The organism is Agrococcus jenensis, from assembly GCF_003752465.1.
GTDB lineage: Bacteria > Actinomycetota > Actinomycetes > Actinomycetales > Microbacteriaceae > Agrococcus > Agrococcus jenensis.
On record NZ_RKHJ01000001.1, the window covers coordinates 842303 to 862257 of the forward strand.

15 protein-coding genes are annotated in these 19955 nt (G+C 71.2%); 7 read left to right on the forward strand and 8 right to left on the reverse strand.

Features of this window, described 5'->3' with window-relative positions; genetic code table 11:
- Positions 1-35: 35 nt before the first annotated feature.
- Positions 36-1178, reverse strand: coding sequence for a LamG domain-containing protein (locus EDD26_RS04150; RefSeq protein ID WP_170165527.1), 1143 nt, complete (start codon positions 1176-1178; stop codon positions 36-38).
- A 112-nt stretch (positions 1179-1290) separates the two neighbouring features.
- On the opposite strand from EDD26_RS04150, the gene EDD26_RS04155 reads away from it, so the two are divergent.
- Positions 1291-5454, forward strand: a complete 4164-nt coding sequence (locus EDD26_RS04155) for an nSTAND1 domain-containing NTPase (RefSeq protein WP_148058693.1) — start codon at positions 1291-1293, stop codon at positions 5452-5454.
- Between the two features lie 22 nt (positions 5455-5476).
- On the opposite strand, the gene EDD26_RS04160 is transcribed toward EDD26_RS04155, so the two are convergent.
- On the reverse strand, positions 5477-8005 hold the full coding sequence (locus EDD26_RS04160; RefSeq protein WP_123696550.1) for an ATP-dependent Clp protease ATP-binding subunit: 2529 nt from the start codon (positions 8003-8005) through the stop codon (positions 5477-5479).
- A gap of 182 nt (positions 8006-8187) precedes the next feature.
- Complete coding sequence (locus tag EDD26_RS04165; RefSeq protein ID WP_123696551.1) at positions 8188-8619, reverse strand: iron chaperone; 432 nt, start codon at positions 8617-8619, stop codon at positions 8188-8190.
- A 142-nt stretch (positions 8620-8761) separates the two neighbouring features.
- Between EDD26_RS04165 and EDD26_RS04170 the strand changes: the two genes are divergently transcribed.
- Positions 8762-9784, forward strand: coding sequence for an LLM class flavin-dependent oxidoreductase (locus EDD26_RS04170; protein ID WP_123696552.1), 1023 nt, complete (start codon positions 8762-8764; stop codon positions 9782-9784).
- Between the two features lie 8 nt (positions 9785-9792).
- Here EDD26_RS04170 and EDD26_RS04175 read toward each other — a convergent pair whose 3' ends face one another.
- The 3 genes from EDD26_RS04175 to EDD26_RS04185 form a co-directional block, all read right to left on the reverse strand.
- Positions 9793-10410, reverse strand: coding sequence for a cation efflux transmembrane domain-containing protein (locus tag EDD26_RS04175; protein ID WP_123696553.1), 618 nt, complete (start codon positions 10408-10410; stop codon positions 9793-9795).
- 92 nt (positions 10411-10502) lie between these two features.
- Positions 10503-11294: a glucosamine-6-phosphate deaminase gene (gene nagB / locus EDD26_RS04180; protein WP_123696554.1), complete on the reverse strand. Its 792-nt coding sequence runs from the start codon at positions 11292-11294 to the stop codon at positions 10503-10505.
- 108 nt (positions 11295-11402) lie between these two features.
- Complete coding sequence (locus EDD26_RS04185) at positions 11403-11942, reverse strand: type 1 glutamine amidotransferase domain-containing protein (protein WP_123696555.1); 540 nt, start codon at positions 11940-11942, stop codon at positions 11403-11405.
- 462 nt (positions 11943-12404) lie between these two features.
- On the opposite strand from EDD26_RS04185, the gene nrdH reads away from it, so the two are divergent.
- Genes nrdH through nrdF form a run of 4 tightly spaced genes read left to right on the forward strand, consistent with a single transcriptional unit; the run spans position 12405 to position 16345 of the window.
- Entirely contained in the window at positions 12405-12632 is a 228-nt protein-coding gene (gene nrdH / locus EDD26_RS04190) for a glutaredoxin-like protein NrdH (RefSeq protein WP_123696556.1), read from the forward strand.
- Between the two features lie 26 nt (positions 12633-12658).
- The gene (gene nrdI, locus EDD26_RS04195) at positions 12659-13057 is read left to right on the forward strand and encodes a class Ib ribonucleoside-diphosphate reductase assembly flavoprotein NrdI (RefSeq protein ID WP_123696557.1); all 399 of its coding nucleotides are present in this window, start codon (positions 12659-12661) and stop codon (positions 13055-13057) included.
- 8 nt (positions 13058-13065) lie between these two features.
- Positions 13066-15195 (forward strand): class 1b ribonucleoside-diphosphate reductase subunit alpha, encoded by a 2130-nt coding sequence (nrdE, locus tag EDD26_RS04200; protein ID WP_123696558.1) that lies wholly within the window; start codon positions 13066-13068, stop codon positions 15193-15195.
- Positions 15196-15211: 16 nt separating this feature from the next.
- Complete coding sequence (gene nrdF, locus EDD26_RS04205; protein ID WP_245989750.1) at positions 15212-16345, forward strand: class 1b ribonucleoside-diphosphate reductase subunit beta; 1134 nt, start codon at positions 15212-15214, stop codon at positions 16343-16345.
- A 98-nt stretch (positions 16346-16443) separates the two neighbouring features.
- On the opposite strand, the gene EDD26_RS04210 is transcribed toward nrdF, so the two are convergent.
- The gene (locus tag EDD26_RS04210) at positions 16444-17310 is read right to left on the reverse strand and encodes an alpha/beta fold hydrolase (protein WP_123696560.1); all 867 of its coding nucleotides are present in this window, start codon (positions 17308-17310) and stop codon (positions 16444-16446) included.
- 403 nt (positions 17311-17713) lie between these two features.
- On the opposite strand from EDD26_RS04210, the gene EDD26_RS04215 reads away from it, so the two are divergent.
- The gene (locus tag EDD26_RS04215; protein ID WP_170165528.1) at positions 17714-18562 is read left to right on the forward strand and encodes a trypsin-like serine protease; all 849 of its coding nucleotides are present in this window, start codon (positions 17714-17716) and stop codon (positions 18560-18562) included.
- Positions 18563-18648: 86 nt separating this feature from the next.
- Here the strand turns inward: EDD26_RS04215 and EDD26_RS04220 are convergent, their stop codons facing one another.
- On the reverse strand, positions 18649-19863 hold the full coding sequence (locus tag EDD26_RS04220; protein WP_123696562.1) for a glutaminase: 1215 nt from the start codon (positions 19861-19863) through the stop codon (positions 18649-18651).
- Positions 19864-19955 lie beyond the last annotated feature (92 nt).

A 19955-nucleotide genomic window follows, 5' to 3' on the forward strand; every position in this document is an offset into this window, starting at 1 on the left:
ATGGCGGTCGACGGGGGCGGGCACAACCGCCTGCGTCAGTAGGAGGGGTCCGTGCTGGTCCGGGTCCACGTGCGCTCGGTGATGAAGCGCACGATGTCGGTGTCGGTGCACGGGTTCCCAGCCGCGCTGCAGTCCAGCAGCAGGAGCGTCAGCTCGTCGCCCGCGAGGCTCCACTCGTATGTCGCCCCGGATGCGTCGTCGCCCATCCGCAGCCGGCTCCCGTCGATCGTGAACGGACCGCCGTCGCCCTCCGGCACGCCGTCGACCACCCACACCTCTCCATCGCCGACGAAGCCCTGCCACCACCGGGGGCCGTCGAAGCCGAGGCGGGCGCCGGTCAGGTCGCCGATCTCTGCCATCGCCTCCGGTCCCAGCAGCCCGGCGAGGAACGCGCGCTCGTCGGGCGCGTACACGTAGTCCCAGGTGCCGTCGAGCAGGCCGTCGCCGTAGGCGGCTGGGTCGGGCGCTGCGGCCTCGGGCGGCGCCGACCCGGGGCGCGTGGCCTCCATCTCGGCGGTGACCGCGTCGGCATCGGCGGTCGCGGGCGTGATCCGCACCGCGGTGACCGCTCCCGGCCAGAAGTCCGCGGGGGCGGCGTGCGCCTGGGCTCCGCCCACCAGCAGGTCGCCGTCGACGCGGATCGGCGCGTCGAACGCCGTGGTCGCCGCCTCGGCACCGTCGACGTAGAGGGTCATCGCGCCCGCGGCGGCATCGAACGTGCCGGCCAGGTGCACCCACCGCTGCGCATCGGCGACCGCTGCCGCACCCTGCGCGCGCACGGTGTGGCCCTCCTCGTTGGTGTCGGCGTCCTTCATGCTGAACGCGAATACGCTCTCAGCGACGCCGAGGTAGAAGCTGCCCGCGACCGAGCCTCGTTGCGAGACCGCCGTGGCGAACGGCTGCACATCCGCGAGGGCGACCCACGCCGAGACGGTGAAGCCCGCGGTCGTGTCGAGCTCGGCGGGTGCGGCGACCGTCGCGTACCCCGTCTGGCCGTCGAGCACCAGGACGCGGTCGACGAGCGTGGCATCGCCTTCGAGCACGAGCGACGGGTCGGCGTCGGTGGCGAGGAGCGTCCACGCGGGCGTTTCGGAGGTGGCGCATCCGGTGAGCAGCACGGCTGCGGTGAGCACGGCGGCGGCAGGTGAGCTGAGCGGGTGGCTGCGGGTGGTGTGCATGACGCGAGCGTGCCCGGCCTGGGTATCGACGTGACCCGCCCCGGTATGCATCCGGTATGCGGCGGCCCGAGCGCCCGTTGACCGCTCGCGGGTGCGGGCAGACAATGCGACCGTGGCGATCCGCGTGCTCGGCAGCACCGCGGTCGACGACGGCGCGCTGAGCCCTCGCGATCGAGCGGTCCTCGCCGCGCTGGCGGTGCGACCCGGCCTCGCCGTCGCGAGCGCAGCGCTCGCCGAGGCGACGTGGGCGCATCGCCTGCCCGACACCTGGCCGAAGCAGCTGCAGGCGACGGTCAGCCGCCTGCGTCGGCTGCTCGGCCGCCACGCGATCACGACGGCACCGGATGGCTACGCCCTCGACGCCGCTGCATCGGTCGACTGGCAGGAGTTCGAGCGCGGGCTGGTGTCGGCGCGGCTGCGCCTCGACGCCGGCGAGCCGGAGCGAGCGGTGGATGCGTACCAGCGCGCGCTCGCCCTCTGGCGCGGACCGCCCTTCGCCGACCTCCCGGACTGGCCGGCGGCGCGCGACGCCGCCGGGGCGCTCGAGGAGCTGCGGCGCTCCGGCGAGGAGGAGCTGCAGGCCGCGCACCTCGCGTGCGGTGAGCACCGCAGCGTGCTGGGTGCCGCCGAGCAGCTCGTGCGCGATGCGCCGCTCCGCGAATCGCGGTGGCACCTGCTCGCGCTCGCGAACTACCGCAGCGGGCGGCAGGCCGAGGCGCTCGCGACCCTGCGCGCCGCGCGCCGCACGCTCGCCGACGAGCTGGGGATCGAGCCGGGTCCCGACCTGGTCGCGCTCGAGACAGGCATCCTGCGTCAGGACCCCGGGCTCCTCCCGCCGAGGCGCACACCACCTGCGAGCGCCGACTGCCCGTACCGCGGCCTCGCCGCGTTCACGATCGAGGACGCCGCCGCCTTCCACGGCCGCAGGACCATGGTGCGGTCGGCGACCGCGCGACTCGAGCGCTCCGGATTCCTGGCGCTGATCGGCGCGTCGGGGTGCGGCAAGTCGTCCGTCGCCCTCGCCGGGGTCGGCGCGGCGCTCGGTGCCGCGGGCTGGTCGGTCGAGACGGTGGTGCCCACCGGTGAGGCGACCCGCGCCCTCGATCGCATCGCGCACGACCGTGGCGGACGGCGGCTGCTCATCGTCGACCAGTTCGAGGAGGTCTTCCAGCTCTCGCCGTCCGATCGCGATCGCCAGTGCGCGCTCATCGCAAGTGCCGCCGATGCAGGCGTGCGCGTGCTGCTGACCTTGCGATCGGACTTCCTCGACCGAGCGGCGTCCCTCGACCACGTCGGCGCGCGCATCGCCGCTGCCGTGCTCGTGGTCACAACCATGTCGCGCACCGAGCTCCACGAAGCGATCGAGACGCCTGCCCTGGATGCCGGACTGCGACTCGAGGCGGGCCTCACCGAGCTGCTGCTCCGCGACGCGGACGGTGAGAGCAGCGCCTTGCCGCTGCTGTCGCACGCCCTCGTCGAGACGTGGTCGCGCCGCGAGGGATCGGTGCTCACGGTCTCGGGCTACGAGGATTCGGGCGGCATCGCCGGCGCCGTGGGCCGCTCCGCGGATTCGCTCTACCGCTCGCTCGATCCGATCGACCGTCGGCTGTGCCGCGACATCATGCTCCGGCTCGTCGAGCCCGGGCTGGACGGGCAGCCGGTGCGCCGGCGCTTGGCGGCCGACATGCTCGCCGATGACCCCGCCCGCCGCGCGGTGGTCGCGCGCCTCACCGGCGCGAGGCTCGTGAGCGCGGATGCCGACGCCCTCGTCATCACACACGAGGCGGTCGCCACCGCGTGGCCCCAGCTCCGCGCCTGGCTCGAGGAGGACGCCGACGATGCTCGCGCGATGCGGCAGCTGTCGGTCGCGGCCCACCGCTGGGCGACGGATGGCGAGCGCCCCGAGGACCTCCTGCGCGGCAGCCGACTGACCGCGGCGCTCGAGTGGCAGATGCGCGCCGATCCCGTGCTGACCGCGACGGAGGCGCGGTTCCTGGACGCTTCGGCCGGCACGGAGCGAGCGGCCGCAGCGGCGCTCGTTGCGCGATCGATGCGCGATCGCCGCCAGAACCACCGGCTGAGCGCCGCGCTCGCGGGCGTCGCCGCGCTGCTCGTGCTCGCGCTCGCCGCCGGGAGCGTCGCGGTGGCCCGCAGCACCGATGCGGCGCGCAGCGCGACCGCCGCGAGCGCCGCGCGGGAGGACGCCGCGATCGAGGCGCTGCTGGGGACCTCACTGGCCCTCCGCGGCTCGGAGCGCGACGTCTCGGCGCTCCTGGCCGCGACGCTGTGGCAGCGCTGGCCCGAGGACGCCCGCGCGCGCTCGGCGCTCATGGGCGTCGTGACGGCGAGCGGCGGGCTCGTCAGCACCCGATACCTGGACGTCGGCGGCATGACCGGCACCATGACGCCGACCGGGCAGGCGCTGACCGTGGAGGACGCGGAGCGACTCGTGCTGCGGGATCCGCGCACGGGCGGGGTCGTGCTCAGCACCGCGGTCGCCCCGGAGCCCGTGGCGGTCGCTGCCAGCGGCGACGGCGCTCGTGCCGCGGTGCTCGGCGTGGATGCGAGCGGCTCGTTCTCCGTCACCGCCTTCTCGCTGCCGGAGCTCGAGCAGGTCGGCGCACCGGTCGTCCTCCCGGCGATGCCGCGCGCCATGGCGATCGATGGCGACGGCGCCACGATCGCCATGGCCTTGGACGACGGCGCTGTCAGCACGATCGACGTGGCGACCGGCGCGCTGCGCAGCAGCGGCGCGCTCGCCCCCGCCGAGCCGCCGCAGGGCAGCTTCGCCGCGGCGCTCGCCTTCACCGCCTCCGGTGCCGTCGTGCTCGGGACCTCCGCTCCCGAGCTGCTCGTGCTCGACCCTCGGACGCTCGAGGTGTCGGGCCGCATCCCGGTGCCGGAGCGCTCCGCGAACAACGCGCTCGTGCGCGTCGCGGACGGCACGATCGTCGGCAGCGGCGAGCTCTCGACCGTGGCGGTCGACCCGGAGCGCGGCGAGGTGCTGTGGGCGCGCGACCTCGACGCATCCAAGCCCACCGCGTGCCTGTACCTCGCGGCCTCCGCCGCCTCCGGTCTCGCGTACTGCGCGGACGCGTTCGGCGGCGTCAGCGAGCACAGCCTCACCGACGGCTCGCCGACGGGCCGCAGCTTCGACCCGCAGCTGGGCGAGATGGCGGGGGTCAGCCTGACCGCCGACGGCGCCCAGCTGCTCGTCATCGGCAAAGCCACCCCGACGCTCTCGCTCTTCCGGACCGACGGCGGCGGCGCGGTCTCGCGCGTCGTCGCGGCCGGCCACGTCGCGTTCGACGGGTTCGGCCTCGACGGCTCGCGGATCGTGGTCGCCGAGCGACCCGCAGACGCGGTCTACGACACCGACATGACGGCGTTCTCGGTCTGGGATCCGGCGCTCGACCGGGCAGCCGTCGCGATCCCCGACCCCGTCTGGGGCACCGGATGGCTCGGCGACGACCTGATCATCGCGTTCCGGCCCGCGGACGAGCGCTTCGTGCTGCTGCGCGCATCGACCGGCGAGAGCGTCGATGGCGGCCCCGTGCCGCCGACGAGCGAGCGGCTGTGGCCGAGCCCCTCCGGAGCCCGCGCCTACCTGTCGATGGAGGGCGGGTCCGTCGGGGCGATCGACGGGCGGACGGGCGCACTCCTGCCGCTCGCGATCGAGCCCACCGGCGGGCGGGTCCGATGGATCTCGGCGAGCGCGGACGACTCGCTCATCGCCGTGACGCGAGAGCTCGACGGCACGCTCCGCACGGGCATCTTCGACGGCGACACGGGGGCGCTCGTCGTCGACGCGCTCGACGGCCCCGGCGTGACCGCCTTCGGCGACGACGAGCTGTTCGCCGCCGCCGACAATCGCATCACGCGCCACGACCTCGGCACGCTCGCGCGCACCGGCGCGCTGCCTGGCGCTCGCGGGGAGGTCAACGGGCTGCAGGTCGGGGCTGACGGCGCGACGCTCCTCGCGACCGCCAACGACGAGACGGTCACCCTGTACGACGTCGCGTCGGGCCGACGGCTCGGCGACCCGATCCCGGCCGACGCCCCGCTCATCGCGCAGGGGTTCCTGCACCCTGACGGCGACGCGTTCCTCGTCAACGTCGCACAGGGCGTGCAGCTGTGGGACGCGCGCCCGCAGGCGCACGTCGAGGCAGCCTGCCTCCTCGCCGGTCGTGAGCTGACCGACGAGGAGTGGCAGACCTACCTCTCGTGGCTGCCCGATCGGCAGCCGGTGTGCGCCGACATCATCGGCGCGGGATGACACCGACCGCGACCAGCCGTCGCTACATCGCGGCGGTCGCCGGCTCGTCGTTCGACGCGACGACGGACAGCTCGTCACCCGCGACGTCGACGCGCACCGTGCCCGACTCGAGGCCGCCGACGATGAGGTCGGCCACCCTGTCCTCGACCTCGCGCTGGATGAGCCTGCGCAGCGGTCGGGCGCCGAACTCGGGCTCGTAGCCGCGCTGCGCGAGCCACGTGAGCGCCGCATCCGTCACGTCGAGCCGCAGCTCCTGCGCCGCGAGGCGGTCGGCTACGCGGTCGAGCAGCAGCGTGACGATCTGCCGCAGCTGCTCGGGCTCGAGCTTCTGGAACAGCACGATCTCGTCGATGCGGTTGATGAGCTCGGGGCGCATCTGCTCGCGCAGCCGGCCCATGACCTTCGCCCGCAGCTCGTCGGCCGAGCCGGTGCCGTCGCCGGCCTGGAAGCCGATCGGGCCAGACTTCGACGCCAGGAACTCGCCGCCGAGGTTCGACGTCATGATCACGACGGTGTTGCGGAAGTCGACCGTGCGTCCCTGGCCGTCGGTGAGCCGGCCGTCCTCGAGCACCTGCAGCAGCAGGTTGAAGACATCCGGGTGCGCCTTCTCGATCTCGTCGAGCAGCACGACGGAGTAGGGCTGGCGCCGCACCTTCTCGGTCAGCTGGCCTGCCTCGTCGTACCCGACGTATCCGGGAGGGGCGCCGATGAGGCGCGCGACCGTGTGCTTCTCGCCGAACTCCGACATGTCGAAGCGCACGAGCGCGCCCTCCGAGCCGAAGAGGCTCGACGCGAGCGACTTCGCGAGCTCCGTCTTGCCGACGCCGGTCGGGCCGAGGAACAGGAACGAGCCGATCGGGCGCCCGGTGTCGCCGAGCCCCGACCGCGAGCGCCGCACGGCCTTCGCGACCGCGGTGACGGCATCGTCCTGGCCGATGACGCGCTCGTGGAGCTCCTCCTCGAGACGGGCGAGCCGGGAGCGGTCGCCCTCGGTGAGGCGCGCGGCCGGGATGCCCGTCGCGCGCGCGACGACCTCGGCGATCTCCTCCTCGCCGACCTCGCCGTCCTCGCCGGAGCCGGAGTCGATCGCCGACTGGATGGCCGCGATGCGGTCGCGCAGGCGGGTCGCCTCCTCGAACTCCTCCGCCTCGACGGCCTGCCGCTTCTCGTCCTCGAGGTGCTCGCGCTCCTTCGTCAGCGCATCCACGTCGACCTTCGCGCCGAGCCGCAGCCGCAGTCGCGCTCCGGCCTGGTCGATGAGGTCGATCGCCTTGTCGGGCAGGAAGCGGTCGCTGATGTAGCGGTGCGAGAGCTCGACCGCGGCGCGGAGCGCCTCCGGCGTGTACGAGACGCGGTGGTGCTCCTCATAGGCCGACGCGAGGCCCTCGAGGATGCGCACGGCGTCCTCGACGCTCGGCTCGGCCACGAGCACCGGCTGGAAGCGGCGAGTGAGCGCCGCGTCCTTCTCGATCCGGCGGAACTCCGCGAGCGTCGTCGCGCCGATCATGTGCAGGTCGCCGCGCGCGAGCCGCGGCTTCAGGATGTTCGCGGCGTCCATGCCGCCCTCCCCGCCGCCACCGGCGCCGAGGATCGTGTGCAGCTCGTCGATGAAGACGATGAGCTCGTCGCGGTGGGCGGTGATCTCGTCCATCGCCTTCGTGATGCGCTCCTCGAAGTCGCCGCGGTAGCGGGTGCCGGCGACCATCGCGGTGAGGTCGAGCGCGACGACCCGCTTGCCCATGAGCGACTTCGGCACGTCGCCCTCGGCGATCGCGCGGGCGAGCCCCTCGACGATGGCGGTCTTGCCGACGCCGGCCTCGCCGATCAGCACGGGGTTGTTCTTCGTGCGGCGGGAGAGGATCTCGATCGTCTGCTCGATCTCGTCGGCGCGGCCGATGACCGGGTCGACCTTGCCCTCGCGGGCGCGCTCGGTGAGGTCGATGCCGAACTCGTCGAGCGTGGGCGTCGTCGAGCTGGGGTCGACCGCCTTGCTCGGCGTGCGGCCCTGCTGCGACTCGATCGCCTCGCGCTGCGCCTGCGTCGCCGCGCGCTGCAGCGCCTCGGGCGTGATGCCGGCCTCCTGCAGCAGCCCGCCCGCCGCGGTGTCGCCCGCGACGAGGAACGCGAAGAAGAGGTGCTCGGGGTCGATGTAGCTCGAGCCGTTGGCGCGGGCGATCTGGTACGCGTCGCGCAGCGCCCGCTGGGCGGACGGCGTGAGGCTCGGCGGTCCGTCGACCTCGCGCTCGCCGTCGGCGGGCATGCGACCCTCGATCGCCGCACGGAGCGCGTCGACCTCTGCGCCGGTGCCCTGCACGGCCGTCGCGACCTCGCGCAGCTCGAGCAGCGCCCGCAGCAGGTGGAGCGCGTCGACCTCCGCGTGCCGGTGCTCGCGGGCGTACTCGACCGCGCTCGCCATGACCGAGCTCGTGCGCCGCGAGACGAGTCGGGACAGGTCGATCGCGCGCTGCGCGGGCACGCGCTGTCCCTGGAGGATCCGGGCGATGAAGTCGTCGAACGATCCGTCGCCGATGGGTCCGTAGATGGCTGCCATGTGCATCCCCTCGAAGTCTGTTCGTCGAACTTGAGTCTGCTCGACTCAAGTTAGAACGGGCTGTGAGCGGATGCATTCCCGATCCGTGCGCGCGTGTTCGGGAGGCCGGTCTGCGGCGCTGTTCGCGGCACCGATGCGCCGCCTCCGCGCCCGGCGAGGGGGCACATCGGTGCCGCAAGCGGTCAGCCGGCCGCCCGACGGACGAGCTCGGCGATGCGCTCGCGCACGGCCGGGGTGTCGGCGACGACCGCGTACGACGTCGGCCACATGTCGCCGTCGTCGAGCGTGGCGATGTCCTGGAAGCCGAGGGTGCCGTAGCGGGAGTCGAACTTCGACGCCTGCTGGAAGAAGACGACGACCTTGCCGTCCTTCGCGTACGAGGGGAAGCCGTACCAGGTCTTCGGATCGAGCTGCGGCGCGACCTCGGTGACGACCTCGTGCACCATCTGCGCGATCGACCTGTCGGGCTCCGGGAGCCCGTCGATCGCCTCGAGCGCATCCTGCAGCTCGCGCTCCTTCTTCGTCCCGCCCTTGCGGCTCGCCTGCTTCTTCAGCTCCGCGGCGCGCTGCTTGACCGCCGTGCGTTCGACGTCGGAGAGGGTGTCGTCGGCCATGGGTTCCTCCGTGCTGGTCCGGGTGCGGGATGGGATCCGACCGCTCGGGGCCCGCTGGTACCGATCATGGCCGCTCTGGACGACGCTCGCTTCTCCGATCCTGCGCGGGAATCGCGCCGCGCGCCCGCGGGTTCCCTCCGACATGCGCAAGCGGATCGGATTCCTCTCCTTCGGCCACTACCGCGACGTGCCCGGCTCGCGCGTACCGACCGCCGGCGACAGCCTCCGGATGCACGTCGAGCTCGCGGTCGCGGCGGAGGAGGCCGGCTTCGACGGCGCCTGGGTGCGCGTGCATCACTTCGACCAGTCGCTCGCCACGCCCTACCCGCTGCTGGCCGCGATGGCGGCGCGCACGAGCACGCTCGAGCTCGGCACCGGCGTCATCGACCTGCGCTACGAGCAGCCGATCGCCATGACCGAGCTCGCGTCGGCGACCGACCTGCTCTCAGGCGGCCGCCTGCAGCTCGGCATCTCGCGCGGCTCCCCCGAGCGGGCCACCGACGGCCAGGAGCGCTTCGGCCTGGGCCTCGCGCCCGGCGGCAGCTGGTCGGACGAGGCGCGAGCGCGCGCCGACCGCTTCCGCCGCGCGCTGCGCGGTGAGCCGGTGGCGCGATCCGAGCGCGCGGTCGAGCTCGGGCAGGGGCCGGACCTGCCCGTCGAGCCGCGCTCCCCCGGGCTCGCCGACCGGCTGTGGTGGGGCGCCGGCAACCACGCGTCCGGGCTCTGGGCCGCCGAGCACGGCTACCACCTGCTCTCGTCCACCCTGCTGACCCAGGACGACGGCCGCCCCTTCCACGTGCAGCAGGCCGACCAGGTGCGCGCCTACCTCGAGGTGCACGCGGGCGCGGGTCACGGCATCCGCCCGCGCACCGCCGTGACGCGCAGCGCCTTCCCCATCGTGTCGGACGACGATCGGCGCTACTTCGGCCTCGCCGACGAGCAGCGCGACGGGACCGGGCGCATCGAGGGCGGCGCCGTGCGCGGCGGACCGACGTACGCGGGCGATCCCGAGCACGTCGCCCGGCGCCTGCTCGCCGACGAGGCGGTGCAGGCGGCCGACACCGTGCTCTTCGCACTGCCGAGCCAGCTCGGCCCGGACTACAACGCGCACCTCTTCACGTCGCTCGCGGCCGTCGCGCGCGAGCTCGGCTGGCTCGAGGACTGACGACCGGCTCAGTCGACCGCCTCGCCCGCGAGCGCCTTCGCGGCGAGCCGTTCCTCGCCCGCCGCCTCCCAGACCTCCCATGCCGCGTGCCCGGCGAGCAGCACGATGACGGCGCCGAGGACGATGTCCGGCCAGCCGCTCGCGGTCCAGGCCGTGACGAGCGCCATCGCGATGATCAGCAGGTTGACGATCACGTCGTTCCTGGCGGAGAGGAACGCGGCCTTCGACAGCGAACCGCTCATCCGCCGCACGCGAGCGAGCACGAGCGCGCTCACGAGGTTGACGAGCGCGGCGCCTGCGGCCGTGATCACGAGCAGCGGCACATCCGGCGGCGTCGGATCCGACGACTTCACCACCACCTGCCACGCGGCGACCGCCGCGGGGACGAGGATGATGCCGGCCATCGCCCGGCCGGCGATCGCCTGCGCACCGAGCGACCAGCCCAGCGCGATGACGATGAGCAGGTTGATCGCCGTGTCCTCGAGGAAGTCAGCGCTGTCGGCGAGCAGCGACACCGAGCCGATGGCGAGGGCCACGCCCATCTCGACGAAGCAGTACGCCAGGTTGAGCGCTGCGACGATGAGGGAGGCGCGTCGCAGCGCTCGCACGGGATCTCGGTCGGTCACGGGGCGAGCATGCCATCCGGTTCGCTCCGGCGCACGCCCGGTGGAGACGCTCCGCTCGCGCAATCGCGGGACGCGTCGCTCCCGCCGCCCGGTCAGCGCGAGACGTGCCCGCCCACCGCCGCTCGGTGCTCGGCGACCTCGCGGTAGTAGTCGATGAGCTCGAGCCCCGCAGCCGCCTCCTCGTCGAGCACGACGAGCGCGTTCGGGTGCAGCTGCAGCGCCGTGCAGGGCCAGCGCGCCGAGACGGCGCCCTCCACCATCTCGCGCACCGCCGGCGCCTTCGCGGCGCCGGTCGCGATCACGACCGCCTGCCGCGACTCCAGGATCGTGCCGAGCCCCTGCGTCAGGCAGTGGCGGGGCACGGCGGCGACGTCGCCGTCGAAGAAGCGCGCGTTGTCGCGCCGCGTCTGCGCGGTGAGCGTCTTGACGCGCGTGCGCGACGCGAACGACGAGGCCGGCTCGTTGAACGCGATGTGGCCGGTCGTGCCCACGCCGAGCAGCTGCAGGTCGATCCCGCCGGCAGCCTGGATCTCGCGCTCGAAGGCGGCGCAAGCCGCGGGCAGGTCGCGCGCACCGCCATCCGGGCCCAGCACGGCGCCGGGCGCGAAGTCGACGCGCGAGACGAGCTCGTCATGGATGACCGCCCGGTACGACCGCGGGTCGTCGGGCGCGAGCCCGACGTACTCGTCGAGCGTGAAGCCCCGGGCGCCGGCGAAGCTCATCCGACCTGCGCGCACTCGCGTCGCGAGCTCGTCGTACACGCGCAGCGGGCTCGAGCCCGTCGCGAGGCCGAGCACCGCATCCGGCCGGCGGGCGAGCAGCGCCTCCACCTCGTCGGCGACCAGCGCGCCGATCGCGTCGGCATCGGTGACGATGATCTCCATCGGGCTCCCTGCGGTCGTCGGCGGCGCGTCGAAGAAGCATCCCGTGCCCTGCTGAGGGATGCCTCCCCGACGCGCCAGCGTCGACGAGGGACGGCGCTCAGCGCCGGATCAGCGCGGGTGTACGCCCTCGGCGAACTCCTCGATGAGCTTTGCGTTGAAGGCGGGCAGGTCGTCGGGCGTGCGGCTCGACACGAGGCCCTGGTCGGTCACGACCTCCTCGTCGACCCACGTCGCGCCCGCGTTCTGCAGGTCGGTCCGCAGCGTCGGGTAGCTCGTGATGGTGCGGCCGGAGACGCCGCCGGCCTCGATGAGGATCCATGCGCCGTGGCAGATCACGCCGATCGGCTTGCCGGACTCGACGAAGCGCTGCACGAGCTGCACCGACGGCTGGTCGATGCGCAGGTGGTCGGCGTTCACGACGCCGCCGGGGAGGACGAGCGCATCGAAGTCGTCGGCGCTGGCGTCGGCCGAGACGGCGTCGACCGCCTGCGTGTGGCCGTTCTTGCCCTCGACCTGGCCGTCCTTCGGCGCGATCAGGGTCGGCAGCGCGCCGGCGCCCTGCACGGCCTCCCACGGGCTGGTGAGCTCCGAGTCCTCGAAGCCGTCCGTGAGGATGAACGCGACCTTCTTGCCGGTGATGTCAGCCATGGCTGTGCTCCTTCCAGTTGGGGTACGTCGGGGACGATACCCCCGGCGAATCCGTGCCGAGTGTGAGTCCGCAGCGAGCACGCAGAGCACGCCGGATCGTGTGGGCGGCCGGTCGTAGCGTGGCCACGACGGGGTGATCCACCACCCGTCGGACGGCTCCGGCGACCGCAGGGAGGACGCGATGCGCAGCTCGAACGACACGGCTGTAGTTCGCGTCCGGCGTGTCGCGGATGGAGTTTCCCGGTCGTGCACAGGTCGCCGCCGCCGCTCTCCACAGGCTTTTCCGCGTCGTTCCGCGGCGGGAATCCCGACCTGGGGATGGTTGTTGAAACAGATGTGGAGAAACACACCATCTTGTGTCGTTGCTCCGCCGCAGACCCCACATATAGTGGGAGCCCGGCAACGGCCGGACTGCTTCCCAGCACACGCACCACACGAGAACACACACGAGGAGTGCCGCTCATGACCGTCACCGTCTACTCCAAGCCCGCTTGCGTCCAGTGCACGATGACCACCCGCGCGCTCGACGCGCAGGGCATCGAGTACCAGATCTTCGACGTCACCGCCGACGACAAGGCGCTCCAGACCGTCAAGGACCTCGGCTACATGCAGGCGCCCGTCGTCATCGCCGACGAGCAGCACTGGTCGGGCTTCCAGCCCGACCGCATCAAGGCGATCCTCGCGGCCTGAGCCGCACCGCCGTCGTGGAGGCTGCCGTGAGCGAGGTCGTCTACTTCTCGAGCGTCTCGGGCAACACCGCCCGCTTCGTCGAGAAGCTCGGACGGCCCGCCTCGCGCATCCCCCTCTACGCCACCGAGCCGCCCCTCGAGCAGCGTGAGCCCTACGTGCTCATCGTGCCGACGTACGGCGGCGGCGACGGCAAGGGCGCGGTGCCCAAGCAGGTCATCCGGTTCCTCAACGACGAGCAGAACCGACAGCACCTGCGCGGCGTGATCAGCGCCGGCAACACGAACTTCGGTGCGGGCTACGGACTGGCGGGCGACATCATCGCCAAGAAGTGCCACGTGCCCCACCTCTACCGCTTCGAGCTCTTCGGAACCCCCGACGACGTGCGCGTCGTGAACGATGGATTGGATGCACTATGGCAACGGTGACGCCAGAGATGACGACGGGCAAGACGTCCGTGATGGACTACCACTCGCTCAACGCGATGCTCAACCTCTACGGACCGGACGGCAAGATCCAGTTCGAGAAGGACCGCGAGGCTGCGAACCAGTACTTCCTGCAGCACGTCAACCAGAACACGGTCTTCTTCCACTCGCTGAAGGAGAAGCTCGACTACCTGGTCGAGAACGAGTACTACGAGCAGGAGGTGCTCGACCAGTACTCCTTCGAGTTCATCAAGTCGCTCATGAAGCGCGCCTACGGCTACAAGTTCCGCTTCCCGACGTTCCTCGGGGCGTTCAAGTACTACACCTCGTACACGCTCAAGACGTTCGACGGCAAGCGCTACCTCGAGCGCTACGAGGACCGCGTCGTCAACGTCGCGCTCGCGCTCGCCGAGGGCAGCGAGCCGCTCGCCGAGGCGTACGTCGACGAGATGGTGAACGGCCGCTTCCAGCCGGCCACCCCGACGTTCCTCAACGCGGGCAAGAAGCAGCGCGGCGAGCTCGTCTCCTGCTTCCTCCTCCGCATCGAGGACAACATGGAGTCGATCGGCCGCTCGATCAACTCGGCGCTGCAGCTCTCGAAGCGCGGCGGCGGCGTGGCGTTCAACCTCACGAACATCCGCGAGTACGGCGCACCGATCAAGCAGATCCAGAACCAGTCCTCCGGCGTCATCCCCGTGATGAAGCTGTTCGAAGACAGCTTCTCGTACGCGAACCAGCTCGGTGCCCGTCAGGGTGCGGGCGCGGTGTACCTGCAGGCGCACCACCCCGACATCATGCGGTTCCTCGACACGAAGCGTGAGAACGCCGACGAGAAGATCCGCATCAAGACGCTGTCGCTCGGCGTCGTCGTGCCCGACATCACGTTCGACCTCGCGAAGAAGGGCGAGGACATGTACCTCTTCTCGCCCTACGACGTCGAGCGCGTCTACGGCGTGCCCTTCAGCGACATCTCGGTGACCGAGAAGTACCACGAGATGGTCGACGACGCCCGGATCACGAAGACGAAGATCAACGCGCGCGAGTTCTTCCAGACGCTCGCCGAGATCCAGTTCGAGTCGGGCTACCCGTACATCATGTTCGAGGACACGGTGAACCGGGCCAACCCGATCGACGGCCGCATCAACATGTCGAACCTGTGCAGCGAGATCCTGCAGGTCAACACCCCGTCGACCTACGACGACGACCTCGACTACGAGTCCGTCGGCAAGGACATCTCCTGCAACCTCGGCTCGATGAACATCGCGCTGTCGATGGACTCGCCCGACTTCGGCAAGACGGTCGAGACGGCCATCCGCGCGCTGACGGCGGTCTCCGACCAGTCGAACATCGGCTCGGTGCCCTCGATCGCCCGCGGCAACTCGATGAGCCACGCCATCGGCCTCGGCCAGATGAACCTGCACGGCTACCTCGGCCGCGAGCGCATCCACTACGGCTCCGAGGAGGGGCTCGACTTCACGAACATCTACTTCTACACGGTGCTGTTCCACGCCCTCCGGGCGTCGAACCTGCTCGCGCAGGAGAAGGGCCAGACGTTCGAGGGCTTCGAGCGCTCGAAGTACGCGTCGGGCGAGTTCTTCGAGAAGTACACGCAGCAGGAGTGGAAGCCGGCGACGGCTCGGGTGCAGGAGCTGTTCGACACGTCGAACATCCACATCCCGACGCGGGAGGACTGGCGCGCGCTGCAGGCGCTCGTGCAGGAGCACGGCATCTACAACCAGAACCTGCAGGCGGTGCCCCCGACCGGCTCGATCTCGTACATCAACAACTCGACGTCGTCGATCCACCCGATCGCGTCGAAGATCGAGATCCGCAAGGAGGGCAAGCTCGGGCGCGTCTACTACCCGGCGCCGTTCATGACGAACGACAACCTCGAGTACTTCCAGGACGCCTACGAGATCGGCGCCGAGAAGATCATCGACACCTACGCCGCGGCCACGCAGCACGTCGACCAGGGCCTGTCGCTCACGCTGTTCTTCAAGGACACCGCGACGACCCGCGACATCAACAAGGCGCAGATCTACGCATGGCGCAAGGGCATCAAGACCATCTACTACATCCGTCTCCGCCAGCTCGCGCTGGAAGGGACTGAGGTGGATGGCTGCGTCTCCTGCATGCTGTGACGCCGACGACGAGACGATGAGAGACACCGACATGGACACGCAGGACACGCAGACGGGCTCGGCGTTCGACGAGATCGCCGAGGCCCCGGTCGCCCCCGAGGCGCGCGAGGCGATCGCCGCCGATCGCGACGAGGTCGAGGCGGCGCTCGGCGCCGGCAAGCCGCAGACCGAGGCGCAGCAGCGCGCGCACAAGCACAACCAGCTCGTGCGGGCGATCAACTGGAACCGCATCGAGGACGACAAGGACCTCGAGGTCTGGAACCGGCTCGTCAACAACTTCTGGCTGCCCGAGAAGGTGCCGCTGTCGAACGACGTGCAGTCGTGGGGCACGCTGACGCCCGACGAGAAGACGCTCACGATGCGCGTCTTCACGGGCCTGACGCTGCTCGACACGATCCAGGGCACGGTCGGCGCGGTGTCGCTCATCCCCGACGCGATCACGCCGCACGAGGAGGCCGTCTACACGAACATCGCGTTCATGGAGTCGGTGCACGCGAAGTCGTACTCGTCGATCTTCTCGACGCTCGCGTCGACGCCCGAGATCGACGACGCCTTCCGCTGGTCGACCGAGAATCCCTACCTGCAGCGCAAGGCAGAGATCATCATCGACTACTACGAGGGCGACGACCCGCTGAAGCGCAAGGTCGCCTCGACGCTGCTCGAGTCGTTCCTGTTCTACTCGGGCTTCTACCTGCCGATGTACTGGTCGAGCCGCGCCAAGCTCACGAACACGGCCGACCTCATCCGCCTCATCATCCGCGACGAGGCCGTGCACGGGTACTACATCGGCTACAAGTTCCAGAAGGGCTACGAGAAGCTGAGCCCTGCGGAGCAGGCCGAGATCAAGGACTACACGTACTCGCTGCTCTACGAGCTCTACGAGAACGAGTCGAAGTACACGGCCGACCTCTACGACGCCGTCGGCCTCACCGAGGACGTCAAGAAGTTCCTCCACTACAACGCGAACAAGGCGCTCATGAACCTCGGGTTCGAGCCCCTGTTCCCGTCGACGGTGACCGACGTCAGCCCCGCGATCCTCTCGGCGCTCTCGCCGAACGCCGACGAGAACCACGACTTCTTCTCGGGGTCGGGCTCGTCGTACGTGATCGGCAAGGCCGAGGCGACCTCGGACGACGACTGGGACTTCTGAGTCGCGACCCGTCTCGCAGTGCCCGCAGAGGCCCGCGACAGCAGATCACTGCCGTCGCGGGCCTCATGCCGTAGGCGCTGCCGACGGGACGCCGGGCCTCACGCGCGGTCCAGCACCTCGCGGAGCTTGGCGGCGAACGCCTCCGGTTGGCCGGCATAGCCGAACTCGCCGCCCATGAAGCCGCCGTGGTGGCTGGGGAAGACGGTCGCCTGCTGGCCGAGCTGCTCCGCCAAGGCGATCGCGGTCCGGCCGGTGTAGACGTCCACCGACTCCTCCCCGACCGCGACGATGATCCTGGTCGGCGCCGCCCTCAGTGCGTCGAGGTCCGGCCGGTAGAGGGGCACCGCCCAGGATCGGTCTGACAGCAGCGGATCGTCGCGCGTCCCGTCGTCCGCGGTCGGCAGGCCGAACGCGGCCGGGTCCGGCGTTGGTCGAGCCAGGTGCTCATCCGTGACCTCCCCCTCCCACGAGGTCATCGCGATGAAGGCAGCCATCCCGGCGCCCCAGCCCTTGTCCCGGTACACCTGCGTGTAGGCCGTCCGGGCTCGCTGCACCGCCTCCGCGTCCGGCAGGACGCAGTCGATCGGCGGCTCATGCGCGACCAGGGTCGACACGTCCCCAGGGTGGGCCGTCACCAGGGCCAGCGCGGTCACCGCGCCACCGCTGCTGGCGAGCATCTCGACCGGGCCGGCGCCGAGCGCCTCGATGATGGCGTGGACGTCCTCGGCTTGCACCTCCGGCTCGTTCGTCGTCGCGCCGTCCTTTCGCGTGCTCCGACCCAGGCCTCGCGGGTCGTAGGTCACGACGGTGCGGTCCCCGAACAGGGCCACCTGCGCCTGGAACCCGCTCGCGTCCATCGGCTGGCCGATCATCATCAGCGGCGGCCGGCCATCGGCGGTCGGCAGCGGCCCGTGGACGTCGTAGACGAGGTCGACCTCCGGCAGCGCGAGGGTGTGTTGCGACACGAGCGACCTCCTCGATGGGAACGAGCTGACCGGATGGTACGACGCGGTGTCTGCGGTGCGCCAGTCGCTCGGTGCCCGCCGGCTGCGGACCGTGACCGCTCCCGGAACCGTGAGCGGTGCGCCGGCTCAGGTCTCGAGCAGGCCGTCCGGCTCGACCACGCCGTAGTGCGCGTGCGAGGCGACCTCGGGCGCCTGCATGAGGTGCAGGCCCATGTCGCGCGAGAGCCGCTCGCAGCGGCACGTGGATGCTCCGAGCGCATGCTGCGGGCGGCCCAGGCTTGAGCGTAACGCTGTCCGCGGATAGCGTGACCGCCAACAGCCTGCCGCCTGTCGGCGGACCAGGTCATCGCTTGGCTCAAGGAGGAGTTTCATGCGAAAGCTACTTTTGGGGGTCGTGGCCGCGGTGGCACTGATCCTGGGCAGCGCAGCCCCGGCGTCTGCGATCACCGGGAACTACGTCGAGGACAACGAGCATCCGTACGTCGGGCTGGTGGTCTTCTACGACGAGGAGGGCGAGTTCACCGGCCGGTGCTCCGGATCCCTGCTCACGCCGACCGTGTTCCTCACCGCGGGGCACTGCACCGACGACAACGCGACGGCCATCGTCTACTTCCAGCAGGACGCCGGCGCCAACTACGACCCGGTCACGGAGCTCGATCCGATCACCGGCTATCCCGAGACCTGCGCGGGCGACACGCTCGGCGTGCTCTGCGCCACGTCCGACGAGCTCTACAACTACGGCTTCGACGACTTCGCATCCTTCCCGAACACCTACGACGTGGGCATCGTCATCCTCGATCAGCCGATCGACCTCGACGAGTACGGCGCTCTGGCGGCGCCGGGATCCCTCGACAGCCTCGCGACGGCGCGCGGCAGGCAGGACGTCACCTTCACGGCCAGCGGCTACGGGCTGACCAAGAGCAGTCCGGTCGCCGTCGAGTCGTACCGCGAGCGCCTCATGGCCTCCGCGATCCTCACGAACCTCTCGAGCAGGAACACGGACGGGTTCAACCTGCAGACCAACGGCAACGGTGCGGGTCGCGGCGGCACCTGCTCCGGCGACTCGGGCGGCCCCGTCTTCTACGGCGGGTACGAGTCGAACACGATCGTCGCGGTGACGTCCTTCGGCCTCAACGAATGGTGCCGAGGCGTCGACTTCGCCTACCGCACGGACCGTCAAGAGGTGCTCGACTGGATCGCGTCGGTCGTGGGAGAGGAGCAGTACTCGCAGATCGACATCGTGACGATCTGAGCAGACCGTCTGACCCGTCCCGGAGGGGGCGGCACCGCGCGAGGGGGCCGCCCCCTTCGTCGTGCCCGGCCGACCCGCCAGCCGGCTCAGGTCTCGAGCAGGCCGTCCGGGTCCTCGACGCGCACCTCGTGCCCGTCGCGCTCGAGGCGCCGGATGCCCTCGCGCAGCATCCGCCGGCCGACCTTGTTCGTCGAGGCGACGCGCGAGAGGTCGACCACGACCGGCTCGCCGTCCTGCGGCACGCGCTCGAGCTCCCGCAGCGCCACCTCCGCGGCCGCGAAGTGCATCGTGCCCTGCAGCTGCACCTCGCGCACGCCGTCAGCATCGGCGTCCGGCTCCACCACGCCGTAGAGCACGTGCGAGGCCACCTCGGGCGCCTGCATGAGGTGCAGGCCCATGTCGCGCGAGAGCCGCTCGCACACGCGCACGCCCCGCACGCTGTTGCCGTACTCGTCGAGCCGCGGCGAGAAGGCACCGATGCCGACCTGGCCGGGCAGCGCACCGAGCACGCCGCCCGCGACGCCGCTCTTCGCCGGGATGCCGACGTGGCTCATCCAGTCACCGGCCGCGTCGTACATGCCGCACGTCGCCATCACGCTGAGCACCTGCCGGCACACCCACGCGGGCACGATCTGCTCGCGCGTCACGGGGTTGCGGCCGCCGGCGGCGAGCGTCATCGCCATCACCGCGAGGTCGCGCACGTCGACGAGCAGCGAGCACTGCTTCGTGTAGCCGTCGACGGCGTCGTGCGGCTCGCCCTCGAGCTTGCCCTGCGCGTGCACGAGGTAGGCGAGCGCCATGTTGCGGCTCGAGGTGGAGCGCTCCGACTCGTAGACCTGCTCGTCGATCTCGAGCTCGCGACCGGCGAAGGCGGAGAGGCCCGAGCGGATGCGCTCCACCCGCTCGGCCGGGCTGGCGTCGGCCTCGCCCACGAGCGTGTGCGTCGTGATGGCTCCGATGTTGATCATGGCGTTCCGCGGGCGACCGTTGCGCTCGAGCGAGATCTCGTTGAACGCGTCGCCGGACGGCTCGACGCCCACGTGCTCCAGCACGGTCTCGAGCCCGCGGTCGGCGAGGGCGAGCGCGTAGGCGAAGGGCTTCGAGATCGACTGGATCGTGAAGCGGTGCTCGTCGTCGCCCGCGCCGTAGAGCGTGCCGTCGATCGTGCAGATCGCGACGCCGAAGCGCTCGGGGTCGGCATCGGCGAGCTCGGGGATGTAGCTCGCGACCTCGCCCTCGTCGCCGTCGTCGGCGCACGACCGGCGCACCTCGTCCAGGTAGTCGGGTACGGGGCTGCGCATCCGTCGAGGCTATCGAGGGGGCCCTGGACGGGCCGGCGCGAGCCGACGAGGTCGGGGCTGTTGCGCCTCGTGGCGCGGTGCCATCCTCGGAT

What these genes read in the sequence shown, in the direction of transcription:
- EDD26_RS04150 (WP_170165527.1), bottom strand. Translation starts at nt 1,178, where the DNA reads ATGCACACCACCCGCAGCCACCCGCTCAGCTCACCTGCCGCCGCCGTG.
- EDD26_RS04170 (WP_123696552.1), top strand. Translation starts at nt 8,762, where the DNA reads ATGCGCAAGCGGATCGGATTCCTCTCCTTCGGCCACTACCGCGACGTG.
- EDD26_RS04160 (WP_123696550.1), bottom strand. Translation starts at nt 8,005, where the DNA reads ATGGCAGCCATCTACGGACCCATCGGCGACGGATCGTTCGACGACTTC.
- nrdH (WP_123696556.1), top strand. Translation starts at nt 12,405, where the DNA reads ATGACCGTCACCGTCTACTCCAAGCCCGCTTGCGTCCAGTGCACGATG.
- nagB (WP_123696554.1), bottom strand. Translation starts at nt 11,294, where the DNA reads ATGGAGATCATCGTCACCGATGCCGACGCGATCGGCGCGCTGGTCGCC.
- nrdF (WP_245989750.1), top strand. Translation starts at nt 15,212, where the DNA reads ATGAGAGACACCGACATGGACACGCAGGACACGCAGACGGGCTCGGCG.
- EDD26_RS04185 (WP_123696555.1), bottom strand. Translation starts at nt 11,942, where the DNA reads ATGGCTGACATCACCGGCAAGAAGGTCGCGTTCATCCTCACGGACGGC.
- EDD26_RS04220 (WP_123696562.1), bottom strand. Translation starts at nt 19,863, where the DNA reads ATGCGCAGCCCCGTACCCGACTACCTGGACGAGGTGCGCCGGTCGTGC.
- nrdE (WP_123696558.1), top strand. Translation starts at nt 13,066, where the DNA reads ATGACGACGGGCAAGACGTCCGTGATGGACTACCACTCGCTCAACGCG.
- EDD26_RS04165 (WP_123696551.1), bottom strand. Translation starts at nt 8,619, where the DNA reads ATGGCCGACGACACCCTCTCCGACGTCGAACGCACGGCGGTCAAGCAG.